At 48.8% G+C, this 16,020-nt stretch carries 18 protein-coding genes; 15 read left to right on the top strand and 3 right to left on the bottom strand.

The annotated features are described in order from the left end of the window. Positions 1–155: 155 nt before the first annotated feature. Entirely contained in the window at positions 156–482 is a 327-nt protein-coding gene (locus BKD12_RS08245) for a helix-turn-helix domain-containing protein (protein ID WP_083262908.1), read from the bottom strand. Positions 483–900: 418 nt separating this feature from the next. Between BKD12_RS08245 and BKD12_RS08240 the strand changes: the two genes are divergently transcribed. From BKD12_RS08240 to BKD12_RS08210, 7 genes are read left to right on the top strand one after another with little or no spacing between them, the layout of a single operon-like run. Beyond that, positions 901–1,263, top strand: a complete 363-nt coding sequence (locus tag BKD12_RS08240; RefSeq protein ID WP_330385564.1) for a fimbrial protein — start codon at positions 901–903, stop codon at positions 1,261–1,263. An 18-nt stretch (positions 1,264–1,281) separates the two neighbouring features. Further along, positions 1,282–1,992 carry a hypothetical protein gene (locus tag BKD12_RS08235; protein ID WP_070088848.1) on the top strand — a complete coding sequence of 237 codons (711 nt, stop codon included), beginning with the start codon at positions 1,282–1,284 and terminating at the stop codon, positions 1,990–1,992. A gap of 19 nt (positions 1,993–2,011) precedes the next feature. Continuing rightward, entirely contained in the window at positions 2,012–2,920 is a 909-nt protein-coding gene (locus BKD12_RS08230) for a hypothetical protein (protein ID WP_070088847.1), read from the top strand. 2 nt (positions 2,921–2,922) lie between these two features. After that, positions 2,923–4,659, top strand: a complete 1,737-nt coding sequence (locus BKD12_RS08225) for a lysozyme family protein (RefSeq protein WP_070088846.1) — start codon at positions 2,923–2,925, stop codon at positions 4,657–4,659. A gap of 15 nt (positions 4,660–4,674) precedes the next feature. Continuing rightward, entirely contained in the window at positions 4,675–5,217 is a 543-nt protein-coding gene (locus BKD12_RS08220; protein WP_070088845.1) for a DUF5038 domain-containing protein, read from the top strand. Further along, on the top strand, positions 5,214–8,399 hold the full coding sequence (locus tag BKD12_RS08215) for a VirB4 family type IV secretion system protein (protein ID WP_070088844.1): 3,186 nt from the start codon (positions 5,214–5,216) through the stop codon (positions 8,397–8,399). The genes BKD12_RS08220 and BKD12_RS08215 overlap by 4 nt, the downstream gene beginning before the upstream one ends. Before the next feature lie 29 nt (positions 8,400–8,428). Continuing rightward, positions 8,429–10,984 carry a VaFE repeat-containing surface-anchored protein gene (locus tag BKD12_RS08210; RefSeq protein WP_070088843.1) on the top strand — a complete coding sequence of 852 codons (2,556 nt, stop codon included), beginning with the start codon at positions 8,429–8,431 and terminating at the stop codon, positions 10,982–10,984. 74 nt (positions 10,985–11,058) lie between these two features. On the opposite strand, the gene BKD12_RS08205 is transcribed toward BKD12_RS08210, so the two are convergent. Beyond that, a complete protein-coding gene (locus tag BKD12_RS08205) occupies positions 11,059–11,313 on the bottom strand; it encodes a hypothetical protein (protein WP_141736938.1) in 255 nt (84 codons plus the stop codon). Between the two features lie 125 nt (positions 11,314–11,438). On the opposite strand from BKD12_RS08205, the gene BKD12_RS08200 reads away from it, so the two are divergent. From BKD12_RS08200 to BKD12_RS08170, 8 genes are all read left to right on the top strand, one after another. Next, positions 11,439–11,702, top strand: a complete 264-nt coding sequence (locus tag BKD12_RS08200; protein WP_070088841.1) for a hypothetical protein — start codon at positions 11,439–11,441, stop codon at positions 11,700–11,702. Between the two features lie 114 nt (positions 11,703–11,816). After that, entirely contained in the window at positions 11,817–12,227 is a 411-nt protein-coding gene (locus tag BKD12_RS08195; RefSeq protein ID WP_070088840.1) for a zinc-finger-containing protein, read from the top strand. A gap of 15 nt (positions 12,228–12,242) precedes the next feature. Further along, positions 12,243–12,794 carry a sigma-70 family RNA polymerase sigma factor gene (locus BKD12_RS08190; RefSeq protein ID WP_070088839.1) on the top strand — a complete coding sequence of 184 codons (552 nt, stop codon included), beginning with the start codon at positions 12,243–12,245 and terminating at the stop codon, positions 12,792–12,794. Between the two features lie 13 nt (positions 12,795–12,807). Further along, a complete protein-coding gene (locus BKD12_RS08185; protein ID WP_070088838.1) occupies positions 12,808–13,137 on the top strand; it encodes a hypothetical protein in 330 nt (109 codons plus the stop codon). A gap of 70 nt (positions 13,138–13,207) precedes the next feature. Further along, positions 13,208–13,555 (top strand): transposase, encoded by a 348-nt coding sequence (locus tag BKD12_RS17250; protein ID WP_070088837.1) that lies wholly within the window; start codon positions 13,208–13,210, stop codon positions 13,553–13,555. Continuing rightward, positions 13,545–14,363, top strand: coding sequence for an IS3 family transposase (locus BKD12_RS08175; protein WP_242872741.1), 819 nt, complete (start codon positions 13,545–13,547; stop codon positions 14,361–14,363). The genes BKD12_RS17250 and BKD12_RS08175 overlap by 11 nt, the downstream gene beginning before the upstream one ends. Positions 14,364–14,615: 252 nt before the next feature. Beyond that, positions 14,616–14,840 (top strand): hypothetical protein, encoded by a 225-nt coding sequence (locus tag BKD12_RS16925; RefSeq protein ID WP_176730944.1) that lies wholly within the window; start codon positions 14,616–14,618, stop codon positions 14,838–14,840. 9 nt (positions 14,841–14,849) lie between these two features. After that, entirely contained in the window at positions 14,850–15,281 is a 432-nt protein-coding gene (locus BKD12_RS08170) for a hypothetical protein (RefSeq protein WP_070088836.1), read from the top strand. Between the two features lie 364 nt (positions 15,282–15,645). Here the strand turns inward: BKD12_RS08170 and BKD12_RS17615 are convergent, their stop codons facing one another. Beyond that, a complete protein-coding gene (locus BKD12_RS17615; RefSeq protein WP_408606949.1) occupies positions 15,646–15,810 on the bottom strand; it encodes an ATP-binding cassette domain-containing protein in 165 nt (54 codons plus the stop codon). Between the last annotated feature and the right edge of the window lie 210 nt (positions 15,811–16,020).

Below are 16,020 nucleotides of genomic sequence, written 5' to 3'. Positions count from 1 at the left end.
CACCCCACCATCCTGTTGGATTTATAAACTATATCTATTAGAGTTACTATAACAAAATTCAGATACAAATTCATTATATGGTACGAATTAATTTGTCTTTTCTTTCTGTCTTACCGCTTACCAAAAGAAAAAGCCTGTGGTTTCCCACAGACTTTTTACTCTTTCTCCGCTTCTTCGATCATCACATCCAGAACACGGTAAATCTTATTTTGTTCCTTTAGCGGCAGTTTCCTTATCCGTTCTTCACGCTCGATATACTGCTCATATTGTTTTATGCTCAGGACATCTGCCAACAGATCATCTGCCGATGCACCGATTGCATTGGCAATCCTCACAAATGTCGATAGCTTTGGCTCTTTCACGCTGCACTCGATGGCACTCAGGTAGGTACTACTGATGCCGACTTTTTCTGCCAGCCGTTCCTGTGTCAATCCCGCTGAAATCCGACTCGCCTTGATTCTTTTTCCTATTCCTTCCATCATGCCACCTCCCACTACATCTATTAGTTGAAATCATGTACCTCTAGTATATGTATTTCAACCCGCATAAAACAGAATCCAATCGAATTATAAAGTATATCTATTAGATTGACTTAAACTTGGCATAGAATTGTCTTTAAGTGGCATATTCATGCGATTGTAACGGTAAATCCCATATGCTAACATTGATATTGTCAAAATTATATGCAGACGTAAGATCACGGCCAGGGAGGGCCTCAATTCCTAAAGCCGTCATCTTCCAGGAGGTGAACGCAAACGACAATTTCATATGGAACATAGAAAGCAGTCTGATTGGCCAGGCTGCTTTTTCATTGCGTAAGACCGCAATGTGAGGCAGAAAACTATAAGCGATTCCGGGATCTCCACGAAGGGATCCCGGATCAGAAAAGGAGGGAAACACTTGATTCATCTAAAGCACAAACAGCACCGTATCAACCGGGGCGCAGTCCTCTATACCACTTTCCTCTTGGCAACTTTTGTATTCGGCTGTACCCAGACGGTTTTTGCCGCAAATATGTGGGACAAGGCAAATGAGATCATGCGGGATGTCTATAACCAGATTATCCTGATCTCCACGATTGCCGCTGTCGTTACAGCTTCTGTGGCTCTCCTTCTGATGAATTTTTCCAAATCCGGAAAGACCGTGGATGAGTCCAGAGCATGGCTGAAACGGATCATTATTACCTGGGCTATCCTAAACGGCTTAGGTTTTATAATGGCCTACATTACCCCTTTCTTCGCTGGCGGACAGTGGAACGGCTAAAAGGAAGGGGGCGTTCACATGGGCATTTTAGATGGAATCGTAGAATGGATTGCCGAACAGATCATGTATGTACTGGATCTGCTGACCACATCTGTGATTGGCGCGCTGGGCTGTTCTATGGACACGTTCTTGCGCTACTTTCCGGCTGCTGAAACCATGTATGACATTTTTGTAGCGCTTGCGTTAGGACTGGTCCTGCTGAACTGGGTCTGGCAGCTTTTTAAGAACTATTTCCTGGGTGTCGGCATCGAAGCAGAGGATCCCATCAAACTTTCAATCCGTACGTTTATGTTTATCTTCATGATCTTCTACGCCGAAGACATTGTAAACCTGCTTCTTGAGATTGCCGGGACGCCTTACGACTGGATACTCAACGAGGAACTTCCCCCCCTGAACTTTGCCAGTTTTAGTTCTGTTGTCACCGTCATCCTTGGCGTATGCGCCAGCGGCGCAGTGGCCATTACCAGCCTGATCCTGGTACTGATCCTGGCCTGGAATTACATCAAACTCCTCTTTGAAGCGGCAGAACGCTACATCTTATTAGGGGTACTGGTCTACACAGCTCCCGTTGCCTTTGCCACGGGTGCCTCACAAGCAACCTCAAATATTTTTAAGAGCTGGGGACGCATGATCGGAGGACAGCTCTTTCTGTTACTGATGAACGCCTGGTGCCTGCGGCTGTTTACCAACATGGTGGGAAACTTTCTTTCCAATCCATTATCACTTTAATTACAAAAGGAGGGCAAACATGAAGTACATCAAACACCTCATCCCCTGCCTGTCACTGCTCTTTTGCCTCATCCTCCTGTTCTCCCTGCCCGTCTCTGCGGCGGATCTGACAGAGGCCGAGGTGGAACAGGCCGTTGCTGAACAGGGAAAAGACGCCGTGACCGGAAACATTTTTATCTGGTTCCTCTGTGCCATCGGCTTTTTAAAGGTATCGCAAAAGATAGACAGCTTTCTGTCGTCTTTGGGAATCAATGTCGGAAATACCGGCGGGAATATGATGGGCGAACTGCTCATTGCAGGCCGCAGCCTTGCAGGCGCTTTCCACGGCCACGGCGGCGGTTTCCGGCACGCCGCCTCACCTGGTGCCGCAGCTGTCGATGGAAGTTTTCTATCCGGTGGCCTTGCAGGTGCTGTCGGGAGGCAGGCTGAACGAAGTGCTGTCAATGCCGCAACCGGATATTCCGAAGGCGGCATCGGGAATTCCCTGTACCAGTCATCCTTAAAGAAGGGCGGCGCCTTCGCCAATCAGGTCGTCGGCGATATCGCACGCGGGGATTATGGAAAAGTGGGCTCCATCACCGGAGCTGACGCTGTGAAAGCGTTTGCCGCATATATGGGCCTGAACGAAGCAAACGATGAGCCGGTCCCCAATTATACCAATATGGAGATCGGCGGAGGCCGGATTACCGGCAGCGAAACCATAGATGGGACCTCTACAGATTTCGCCATGTACGATTCAGAGCAATATGTCGCTCCAAGCGGCGACTATGAAACGGTGCAGTCCGTAGACGGCGCAACCTGGTATAAGCAATATGCCCAGGATACCGTAGAGCGCAGGCCATATACCGATGACAATGGAAACATTGCCTACCACGAATCCATTGTCCAGGTGGTTCCGCCTGCCCCTGCACGTAAGGACCGGATTTAGCCATGTCTGATCAGCAGCGAACCGGTTTAAACGACGCGATGCAGGTAGGCGCATCCAAGATCCTTAACAGGAACACCGCTTCCGCAGCCGGTGCTTTGGCCGGCGGTCCAGTGGGCGCTGCCAGCGCGGTCCTTGCCAGCAAGCGCACCCGGAAGGTTGGAGCTGCCCTGTTATCCATCCCCATTTTATCAGCTTTCTTTATCCTCATGCTGCCCGGGTTGGTCTTTGGTTCCCTAACCGATAACAGCGGTGCCCTCAATGATAACAGCAAGCTTCAGCAAAACCTGCAGGATGCCAACCAGGCAATCGTGGAGGTCCTACAGGAGTGCCATGATGCGGTTTTAGCAGAGGTCAATGCCGCCATTTCATCCTTACCGGAAGGGGACACCGCTGTCATCACAGACCCTTATGCCTATGGGATTGCCACCAATGCCAATCAGCTCATTTCCCAGTTTTGTGCCTCTCAGGATGACTATGAAAACATCAATCTTTCCCGTCTGAAAGAGGTCATACACCAAAACAAGGATGGGCTGTTCTCCTATAAAGAGACAACCGAAACCATAACAGTTACCCCAGAAGATGGATCTGGACCTGTGACATTTACCCAGCATACCTACTATATCCAGTATGCCGGGGATTGCTATTTTGCAGACCATGTCTTCCACTTAACCGATGAGCAGAAAGAACTGGCCAAGAATTATGCGGAGAACCTGACAACATTTTTTTGTACCGGTTCCGGCGTCGCCATCGCCAATGTCTCTGCAGAGGTCGAGGCTTACCGCAGTACCGTGCAGCGGATCGCCGCAAAATACGGCATGAGCGATTACGTGGAACTGATCCTGGCCGTCATGATGCAGGAAAGCGGCGGCATTGGCAAAGATCCCATGCAGGCATCCGCCTGTGGCTATAACACCCGATACCCAGGCGGTATCGAGGACCCGGAATACTCCATAGAGTGCGGGATTCAGGTGCTGCGTAACGTCCTTCAGAAAGCCGGATGCACCGGGCCGACCGATCTGGACCGGATCAAGCTGGCCCTTCAGGGGTATAATTACGGCTCCGCATATATCGACTGGGCGATGGAGCGGGACGGCGGCTATACAAAGGAAAACGCCATTGCTTACTCTGACATGATGTGCGCCCGGCCCGGATGGAATTATTCCGTATACGGCGACAAGGACTATGTAGACCATGTCCTGCGCTATTACATCATTACATCCACCGCCGGAAACTATCCTGCAAATGGGATGCAGATCCCGCTGTATATCCAGACTGACTACCCCAACATCCCTTACGGGAGCAGCAATCTCGCCAAATGCGGCTGCGGTCCCACAAGCTTTGCGATGGTCGCAAGCTACCTGACCAACTCCACAATCACCCCGGTGGATGCCGTTGCCTGGTGCGGCAATGCCTATTATGCTTCCGGACACGGGACCAAGTGGTCCTATTTCCAGGCGGCAGCCAACCATTTTGGCTGTGGCAGTGTTACACAGACCACCGATCCCAACGCAGTCCTGCAGGCCTTGTCCCAGGGGTGTCCGGTGATTTCTTCACAAACGCCAGGGTTATTTACAAAAGGGGGACATTTTATTGTATTGCGGGGCGTGACTGCAGGCGGCAAGGTCCTGGTCAATGACCCCAATGATAACGAGCAAAAGAACTATGTAAATCGGGAATTTGATATGCAAACGGAGATCCATGCCACCTCGGCCCAGTACTGGATCTTCCAACGCAAATAAAGGAGTTTTATCACCATGAGTAAGTTGAGAATTTTCATTGCCATTGTTGTATTCATCCTATTGATCCTCATCGGGATCTTCCTGCCACGGATCTGGAACACGCACGCTTCCAATCCCAAAAAGGATTCCGGCACGCCACCGAAATCAGCGGAAACGGAAGCCGATACTGCTTATACATTCCACGAGTTTGAAGGGCTATCCGCCTTCCTATCCAAGAGCCTGATCTCGGATCTCAAAGAATGTTTCCCGGTGTACCTAAGCCGCATAGAAAAGCCCAGCATTACAGACATCACGTTCCTTCCAGAGGAGACGCAATACCCGGACACCTATACGACACAGCTTTTCTTCCTGCTCTCGGATGACACCCGGCTGCCGGTTCGTTACCGGGCCGATCTTGGCGTGTTTCTATTCGGGGAGGAGGAAACGGAATTTACAACCAAGCAACAGGTTTACGAACAGGAAACGGATGATTCCCTGCCCGCTGTCACCTCTGAAGAGGTCGAGAACCAGCAGGAAGGCGGGTTAAATGACACGGGAAGCAAGGAGGTGCAGCCATGAGCAATTCCAACCAAGAAAAGCAGCATCCCGCACATATTCCACCAAATTTCATCGAAAAAGGCAAGTTCCTTGGCGGTATGTTTGAGATCCGAAATGCAATCGAGGGCGCGATCCTGGCAGGTCTCATTACTTACCCTGTTTTGCAGCTTCCTCTTACATTAACAGCGCGGATCATCCTTTTATGCATGACCGCACTGCCGCTTTTTATGGTTGCACTGATCGGGATCGGGGGCATGAGCATCACGGCCTTTTTCGGCAACGCCCTCGTCTTTTGCAAGAATCGACGGATCCTCTACCGCACAGACCAGGTTCCAGAGGCGCCGGTTGTAAAGCGGCAAAAAAGGGCCCGCAATAAGGAACCGAAAGCAAAAAAAGTCAAAAAGAAACGGGAGTGCGGCGAGGAAGCTCCTCCCCAGCAAACGGAAAAGCGTCCGCCAAAAAAAGAAAAACCCGTTAAAAAAAAAGAACGCCGCCAATATGATACCTCAACCAAGAAAGGCATCCGCAGGCAGGCGCGGGAAGACATCCGGATCCTAAAAGCGGAAAAGAAACAGAAAAAAAGGCAGAACCGTAAGGACAAGAAAGCAGCGAAACAGGAACAGAAACGGGCCGCAAAGCAAAAGAAGCGGGAAACAAAAGCAACAAAAGCCGCTGCAAAGCAGGCCCGCCAAAACGAGCGGCGTTCCAGCCGTGATGGTGCGGCACCAAGAAAAGGGATCGACTCTATTCGCAAAAAAGGAAAGGCTTTGTTCCTGGAAGAGTATCTGCCCATCGAGAAAATCGCAGGCGGTGTCATCTATACGACAGACCACCGGTATATCAAGATCCTGGAGGTTGATCCGATTAACTTTCTTCTGCGAAGCGCGCAGGAGCAGCAAAGCATCATTTACGGTTTCATTTCTTACCTTAAAATCAGCCCAGTAAAGCTGCAGGTCAAGATGATTTCGAAAAAGGCAGATATCAACAAACATCTGGAACTGGCAGCACGGGAACTGGAACAGGAAAAAGACCCACATTGTCAGGAACTCCAGAAGGATTATATCCAGTTTGTCAGAAATCTAAGTTCCAGAGAAGGGGTGTCCAGGCGTTTCTTTTTAGTGTTCGAATATGAACCCTTTAACATCAACAGAAAAGAAACAGAGAAGGAAATCCTAGCCCAATTGGAAACAGCCACCCAGACTGCCAAGACTTTTTTAGCTCAATGCGGAAACCATGTAGCGGAACATGACAATGAGGATGCGTTCGCTGCGGATGTTCTTTATACCTTGCTGAACCGTAGCCTTTGTACCGCCAAGCCTCTATCTGACCGTATCCGCGAAGTACTGGACCACTATGTTGGTGAGAATCGCGAAGCAGAGACCGATCAGATTCGGATAAACGAATTTATCGCTCCGAAGTCCGTAGATTTCTGTCATGCAAATTATGTCATCGTCAACGGTGTCTACCATTCTTACCTGATGATTCCCAGTGACGGATACAAAACCCGTGTGTATCCCGGATGGCTCTCGCTGTTAATCAACGCCGGGGAAGGCATCGATGTGGATCTGTATCTGCAGAAACAGCCAAAAGACCGGATTCAGCAACGGCTGGGGCAACAAATCCGTATCAACCGGTCAAAGCTGAAAGACGCATCGGATACCAACACGGACTATGATGATCTGGATTCTGCCATCCGGGCCGGCTACTACTTAAAACAGGGGCTTGCCAGTAATGAGGATTTTTACTATATCAGCCTTCTGATCACCATTACTGCCTCCACGTTAGAGGAGCTTGAGTGGCGAATTCAGGAGATGAAAAAATTACTCATCTCACAGGATATGGAACTGCGTTCCTGCTATTTTCTTCAGGAACGCGCCTTTTTGTCCACACTGCCGCTGATGAATCTGGATAAAAAACTGTTTCAACTCTCAAAACGGAACGCCTTAACCAGCGGCGTAGCAAGCTGCTATCCTTTCACAAGTTACTCTGTCTGCGACGACAATGGAATTCTGTTTGGCGTCAATAAACACAACAACTCCCTGGTCATTGCAGATATTTTTGATGCCAACCAGTACAAAAATGCCAATCTGGCAATCCTGGGCTGCTCCGGCGCGGGAAAAACCTTCACCCTGCAGCTTATGGCGCTGCGGATGCGCCGCAAAGGGATCCAGGTATTTATCGTTGCTCCCTTAAAAGGGCATGAGTTTTACCGGGCTTGTAAAAATATCGGTGGGGAGTTCATTAAGATCTCACCGGCCAGCCGGAACTGCATCAACATCCTGGAGATCCGGAAAACGGATAACTCCGTCAATGAGCTGCTGGACGGTCCTTCCATGGACAACTCGGCCCTCGCCGCAAAAGTCCAGAAACTACATATATTTTTCAGCCTGCTCATCCCGGATATGACCTACGAGGAACGGCAGCTTTTAGACGAGGCTCTGATCAAGACCTATGCATTAAAGGGTATCACTCATGAAAATGAATCCCTCAAGGATCCTGCCCATCCCGACCGGTATAAACCCATGCCCATTCTGGAAGATGTCTACGATATCCTGACGGAAAGCGATGACACGAAACGTATGGCTCATATCTTAAACCGGCTGGTCCACGGCTCTGCATCCTCTTTTAACCAGGAAACCAACGTGGATCTGACCAATAAGTATACGGTTCTCGATATCTCCGAGCTGACCGGGGATCTATTGACCGTGGGCATGTTTACCGTCTTGGATTATGTCTGGGATAAAGCCAAGGAAAACCGCACGGAAGAAAAAGCGATATTTGTCGATGAAGTCTGGCAGCTCATCGGTGCGTCCAGTAACCGCCTGGCTGCAGAATTTGTCCTGGAGATCGCCAAGATCATCCGGGGGTACGGCGGTTCTGCCGTCTTTGCGACGCAGGATTTAAATGACTTTTTCGCTCTGGATGACGGCAAGTACGGAAAGGGGATCATAAACAACTGCAAGTCTAAAATTGTCCTCAACATGGAAGAGGAAGAGGCACAGCGCGTCAAACAAATCCTACATCTTTCCGAAACGGAGCTGCTTAATATTACCCACTTCCAACGGGGCAACGGTTTAATCTCAACAAACAACAATAACATCACGGTGGACTTTAAGGCGTCGAACCTGGAAAAAGACCTAATTACAACGGACCGGCAGGAACTTCTGGAAATCCTGAATCGGCAAAAGAAAAAGGCCGGCTAACCTATGTTACATCTGAAAGGAGGAGTCTTATGCAAAACCAACACACAAGCAACTGTAAACGCACGATCGCACTGATTCTAATGCTCATTCTCGCAATCAGTGCCATTGCCGCAAACCAATTCCCTGTCTATGCCGCTGACGGCACGCTGAATTTCCAGGCCGGGAAAAATATCCATTACGGCGACTATGTCACCGCAAAAATGACCGTGGACGGAACCAATACCGCTTACTGCGTACAGCCAATGGAACGCACCCCGGCTTCCGGAACCTATGCGTACAATCTGCTCCCTAGCAATTCCGAACTCCGGAAAGCCTTATACTACCTGCCCGGAGGATATGGCTACGAGGAGCAGAACATCGAAAGCCAATACCTTGGCGGCTGGTCGGAAGATGACCGCTATGTCATCGGGCATCTGGCTGCCTCCTATGTATATGGCGGTTACGATGCTGGGAGCGGATCCTTCTGGGGCGCACCGCAGAACTATATTGATAAGGCGGTCGAACTTGCAAACGCAATCCGTTCTCTGCCAAATCCACCTGCTTCCTTCCGCGCTTTTATCATCCCATCCTCCAACAGCCAAACCGTTGCCGGCAGTTGGTACGAGGTTCCTTACGGTTGGATTGAGCTTCAGAAAACTTCAGCCAATCCTGGCATATCAGATGGCAATGAAAGCTATAGCCTGGAAGGCGCAAAGTATGGCATCTACAGGGGCGAAGATCTGGTGGAAACCTTGGTCACTGATGCAAACGGTTACGCAAAGTCCGGGAATCTGGAGATTGGATCCTACATCGTGAAGGAACTTGCTGCTTCCAAAGGCTACAGTATCGATACCAGCTCCTATGAAGTCACGGTTACCTCGGATACCACCAGCTCCCTTGACGTAAAGGAAATCCCATTGAACAATCCGATCGACCTGGTTTTAGAGAAACTGGACGCAGAACTGGGTACCGCCACCCCGCAGGGCGCCGCCTCCTTTGCCGACGCAGAATTTACCATCAAGTTCTATACAACACAGTCCGATACCGATCCGGCAGAAAGCGGCCTGGAACCTGCCCGCACCTGGATATTCAAAACGGATGCCGAGGGAACCTTTCACTTTACGGAGGACTATTTCCTCTCCGGCGACGAATTCTATTATGCCAGTGATGGAACCACCATCTGCCTTCCTTTAGGAACAGTCACCATTCAAGAGACAAAGGCACCGGAAGGATATTTGCTCAATGAAACCGTATTTGTCCAGAAAATTGCGGCTGAGAGCGATACGGAAAGTATCTCTGTGTACCAGACAACGGAAGTGGAAGAACAGGTCATCCGGGGAGACTTAGAGCTTGTCAAAGTCAGTGACCAGGATCAGAACCGGCTTGCCAATATCCCCTTTACCATTACCTCAAATACAACACAGGAAAGCCATACCATCCTGACCGATCAAAACGGATACGCCAGTACCTCGGCAAGTTGGAATAAACATACTTCCAATACCAACCGCGGCGAAACCGCAGAAGACGGCGTTTGGTTTGGGGAGTCCGAACCGGACGATTCCAAAGGCGCATTACTCTACGACACGTATACTGTGGAAGAACAGCGCTGTGAAGAAAACGAAGGCCGGAACCTGCTTTCTTTCGAGGTACAGGTCTATCGGGATTCCGTCACCATCGACCTGGGAACGCTGACCAACGATAAAGTGGAGCTCTCCACTTCTGCGGTCGATCAGGAAAGCGGATCCCAAATGGCCTATCCGGATGATAGCGTGACCATTGTGGACACGGTCGAAATGGAAGGCCTGCAGAAAGGGAAGGAATACCGGCTTGTTGGTTCCCTGATGAATCAGGAAACCGGTGATCCGATTGAAAACAATGGCAAGCCTGTCACAGCCGAAAAGACCTTTACAGCCAAAAAATCCATCGATTCTGTAGAGGTTACATTCACACTTGACGCAAGCGACCTTGCGGGCGTCACCGTCGTCTGCTTCGAGGAACTCTGGCAGGGCGAAGTGAAACTGGCCCAGCATACCGATCTCTCCGATCCTGACCAATCGGTATTATTCCCATCCATCGGCACAACCGCATCCGACGCCGATGACGGAGACCAGGAGGCCCGCGCGGATGAAGAAGTTACGATCACCGATGAGATTGCCTACAAAAATCTGGTGCCGGGGCTGACTTTCCGCATGGACGGCGTCCTTATGGATGCAGAAACCGGCGAGCAGCTCCTCATCGACGGAAAGCCGGTGACCTCCCAATTGGAATTTGTCCCGGAAGAATCTTCCGGAACTGTTGAAGTCTCCTTTACCTTCAACGGAAGCGGCCTTGCCGGTAAGAAATTGGTTGTGTTTGAGAAACTGTATCTTGTGACCGGCGGCACGGAAGTTCCGATTGCCTCCCATGAGGATCTGGAAAGTGCGGAACAGTCCATTCTGCTTTCCGAGAACCCGCCGGAAGTCTCTGAGGTTTCCCCGCCGGTAAAAACAGGCGACGATACTCCGCTTACCTTCTACTTCATCCTTGGCGGCGCAGCCCTCTTGCTGCTTGCCTGCACAGGCGGATATTTGATCTATAAGCGGAAACGTAACCAGAAAGACTCATAATTGCAGATAGGCCCGGCAGAAAACCGGGCCTCTTTTTAGGTGGTGAGACAATCATGCTGACTTCAGATCCAAAATTATTGTGCCGTTTTCTTACTTCCTGTGGCGGGAACTGGCACCGGACCGTATACGTATCCTGTAAGCGCTGCATCTGCGATACCCCTTGCGGCAACAGCGATTTTCTCTTTGTTTCTGATCAAAGTGGTCATCCTGTCTGCCTTCCCCTCGCAGATGCCACCATCCTGTTTCCCGAACGCCCGGTACCAGACGAGTGCCTGTTCGCTTTGACGATTCGGCAGTTCTGCGACTTTTATGCCGCACGTTTGCTGCAACTGCCCCACGGTCAATGTCCGGTAAGATGGCTGACACAGAAATTAACGGACACGTTCTATGACTGGTAGTTTGCGCTTTTGGGAAAGACACGGTAATTAACGATAGAAAGAAAGGAGGTTTTCACATGCTTCAAATCATACAGCAGATCGACCAGTTTTTTCTTACATTCATCGCAATCCCCTTGGTCTTTGTACTGCTTTGTCACTTCCGGGTATTTCATAGAGAACGCCCAAGAATCCATCAGGTCTATAAACTCTGTGTTGTTTTGATCCTGATCTTTTTGATCCGGTGTTTTCTTACGCAGTTTGTATTTACCCCCGTAAACTATCCACGCTTTGTAGACAGCCGCTATTTCCCGCTGATCGAAGCACTCTTCTATTCTGAATAGCAAAAATGGGGAAAATCACCATTTTTTGAATAATCCGAACCAGTTTTGGTGGTTTTCCTCTCGTTTCTCATCACCTGTATCTTTACAATAAACTCAAAAGAGAGGTGATCCCTAATGAAACAAAAACAGAACCTTCGCTGCAGTTACTGCGGCAGCCCTGCAGTCTTGAAACCGGCCGCCGAGGTCTTCCAGGATCCCAAACAGAAAGGCTACGTCTATGTATGCAGTCATTATCCTGTCTGCGATGCTTATGTGGGCGTGCATCCCGGAACCAAACTCCCCATGGGAAGCCTGGCAAATGCCGCGCTTCGGAAAAAACGGATTCTCGCCCATCAGGCATTTGACCAGATCTGGAAACAGGGGGTGATGTCCCGCAAACAGGCCTACTACTGGTTATCTGACAAGCTGGGAACAGATCCTGCCCATACACACATTGCTATGTTTGGAGAGTATCTTTGCGATCAGGTGATCTGCGAATCCCGGAAAGTCCTGGCAAACAAGCGAAATATCGCTTCTGCAGCATGAAAGGCGGTGGATCGAATGACGAAGCAACTCCTAAATCCCAGGCAGAAACAACTGGTAGAGGACCACTTATACTTGGTAGAGCGTATTCTGAAACGCCACAATCGCCTTTACGGACGGAGCCCCGTTACAGAATGGGACGATCTTTATCAGACCGGCTGCTTGGCGCTCTGCCGCGCAGCACAGCACCGGGATCCGAAACTGCCATTTGCGCCTTACGCCTGCCGGGCAATCCAAAACGCAATGATTGACTATTCCGTACAGGTTTCCCGTTACCATCAGATACATGGCCCCTGGGAAGATTTCCTAGAGGTACCGGATGACAACCCGCCGGACCCCCTGCAGTTCCTGCAGGAAACAGAGATCCTGGAAATCCTGACGGACCGGCACGCAAGCAGTACCGGCGTTGTCAGGAAAGGTATCTATTCTCTTGTCCGGAAGTCCATGGGTTATAGTAGTACGGATATTTCCAGGGATTTTCAAGTTTCATCCAACTCGGTCCGTGCCTGGATGAGCCTTGCGGCAAAACAGCTGCGCGCGGATGAGGATCTAAAACAATTCGCATCATAAAGGAGGATTTCTTATGTTGACCATTTTCACAGCCATCGGTAACCTGTCTTTAGAAAAAATCGATTCCGGGAAACGGATCCCTTTTGTCCGCGTCGATCCGCAAGATTGTTACGCCGTATGCCCGCACGAACTGATCCTCTGGTCCGGGCTTGCATTTCGCATTATGACAAAGAACGAACTGCAGGAGTACTACGATCTGGCCACCGCCCGGCAGGAGCTCCCCGGGAAACCTGACTTTGATTATATCTTGCGAAGACTTCTTGTCCGGGGTATCGTTGTGGAAGGGACCGGGCGTACTGCTATCGATGCGCTTTACCGGCTGTATAATGGTCTCATAAATTAAGACACTTTTTCGGACAATTTTTAATGAATCTGATATACTAAAATCAATACGAAAGAGAGGATTCATTACTATGTCCAGACAAAGAAGAAGTTTTAGCGCCAAATTTAAATCAGACCTTGTGATTGAACTGTTAAAGGGTGAGAAAGATCTCAATACCCTTGCCGCGGAAAATAACATCCAGCCAAACCTGTTGCGGAACTGGAAAAAAGAGTTCCTTAACAATGCTTCCCTTGTGTTCGATGACAAGCGTGAGGAAAACCTCAAAGAAAAACTTGCCGAAGAACGGAAAGAGAAAGCGGCGTATGCTAAGAAAGTCGGTCAGTTAACCATGCAGGTGGACTGGCTCAAAAAAAAATCTGAAGAAATTTGCGGACCTGACTACGAGAGTAAATTTAGTCCAAAACCTTTTGACGACTAAAGAACTCCCCGCTTCTGTTGGTGCCCGGCTTCTTGGTATTAATCGTACCAGCATTTATTATAGAGGCACGCCTGTTTCTGAAGAAGAATTGGCCTGCAAGGAGATCATTGACCATCTGCATACAGATAATCCTACCTGGGGTGCCAGACAAATGTCTGCGCAGCTCAAAGCCCGTGGATATCGGGTTGGTCGACGCAAAGCAAGGCGTTATATGAATGAGATGGACATTTATCCCATTTATCCCAAAATGAATCTTTCGAAACGGATGCAGCAGGCCAAGGTATGTCCCTATCTCCTGCGTAATGCGGTGATAGACAGGCCAAACCAGGCATGGTCTATTGATATTACCTATGTTCCCATCCGGCGAGGGTTCCTGTATCTGACAGCCGTAATCGACTGGTACAGCCGCTGTATTGTCGGCTGGGAAGTAGATGATACTCTCGATACAAGGATGGTGATCAACGCCCTGAAAAAGGCTTTCAAAGTAGCAAAACCGCAGATCCTGAATTCTGATCAGGGATGTCAATTCACAAGTCAGCAGTACATTGACTTCGTAAAGGAAAACGGCATCCGTCAGAGCATGGACGGGAAAAGCAGGTGGGCAGATAACATCATGATCGAGCGCTGGTTCCGCAGCTTTAAGTATGAAGAAGCTTATCTGACGCAATATAACAACATCCGTGAAGCAAGGAGTGCCATTGGGAAGTATATCCATACTTACAACTTTGAGCGCCGTCATTCCGCACTCGACTACCAGACACCGGCTGAATGCTACTATCCGGCAATGTTGTTGCCATATGTAGCTTAGCATATATGGGAATGGGAGTATTCCACCGTCCTATACCTCATCCCTGTAACTTATCCACCGTATCAGTTCATTATAAAAATCTTAGATTTTTGTCTTGACAACTGAGCCACTATACTGCTTGGTCAACTACGAATCCTGCCCGTAAAGGATCGGTTCCATGTAAGGCTCTTTGCCTGCATCAAACTTTGGCTGCGTGGCCAACTGCCGCTTCGCCGGTTACTCCATTACATGCAAAGGCCTCAAAACACACCCATGGAAGATCTTCTCTTAAAGCTGGTCTCGGAATCCTCCTTTTCTGTAGCCCAACTGATCGGCTACCTGGACGCCGGCTCCCGGACGGATCCTTCTTTGGATGAAACGCCACGTACCGACAGCCGTGACTATGTCGAGTACACCGCTCTTCACCATACCCAATACCCGGTACTGCAAGGCGTTGCAAACCTGTACCTAAAAAAACAGATTCTTTTTCTAAAATAAGGAGACCCTATGCCAAAACCGTTATTTACAAAGCTGGTTGCTGTTGCTGCAATCGGCTTTCTTTGTTTGCTGGGCGGCGGCGTATATGGCTTGAGCAGCGGCGACCGGATGCTTCTTACCCTAAGCGTCCTGATCGGCCTTTGCAGCCTGGTACGCTTCCTGCTCTTATTCAGAACGATCCGCTCCAAGTCCTATGATGTTCTAAGTGGAATATGCAAAAAGAAAGAGCCTTCCCTTTTCAGAAAAAATCAACAGATTACCTTTCAGGCAGATGATGGGAAAGAGTTTTGTTTCACATTTGAAAAAAGCATCCGGTTGTTGGAAGGACATCGGTATAACCTGTACTTTCGCAGGAATTCCAGCGGTCCGGAAGGATATAAGGACGCACCGCCGGATCTGTTAGGCTTTGAGGAAATCGTAGAATATTCCAGCCAATCATAAAGCGCAAAAAAAGTAAAGGAGCTGGAAACATAGGATTTTTTTTCTATTTCCAGCTCCATTAACTGTTTAATCCACTTTCCGCCACATCGAAAATAATCGATACAATAGTAGAAAAGTTTAGATTAACCGTCTAAAACAGTTCTCTACTAACTTATCTGTCTCCCTAATAATAAGTGGGGTTATCAAATTATTCATTACAATTTTCCTTTACAAAAAAAATATTTCCTGATAAAATTCTTTCTTCCTACTTTCTCTTTCCTTTTTCGATCTTTCAATATCTGACCATCCTTTAAATAGATAATCTTGTCAGCATAGTTTGCTATTTTAGGGTCATGTGTAACCAATAACACTGTTTCCTCAATTCCTAGTTTATTTTACATATTGTATCTATCACATGCTGTAACGAATAAAAGTCCAGTTTGCCAGTAGGCTCATCTGCCAACAGGAGCTCCGAATCTGACACCATCGCTCTACATATGGCAATTCTTTGCCTTTCTCCTCCCGAAAGTTCATGTGGCTTTTTGTTTATAAATGAAATATCTGAGGTTTTCTGTCAAAAACCCATTTATCTTATATATGATTGTTTCATATTAGGAACACTGTAAATACAAGGCTTTTCGGAGCCTGCAATCCGAAAAAAATAAAAATTGATCTATCACATTACGCGAAAGGCCGTCCAGGTGCTATCTTGGGCGGCTTTTTTGCGTGGATAGACCGGAAGGAGGCCAAAAAATAATTA

This window comes from Merdimonas faecis, from assembly GCF_001754075.1.
GTDB classification, from domain to species: Bacteria; Bacillota; Clostridia; order Lachnospirales; family Lachnospiraceae; genus Merdimonas; species Merdimonas faecis.
This window is presented reverse-complemented; position numbering and strand designations above follow the sequence as displayed.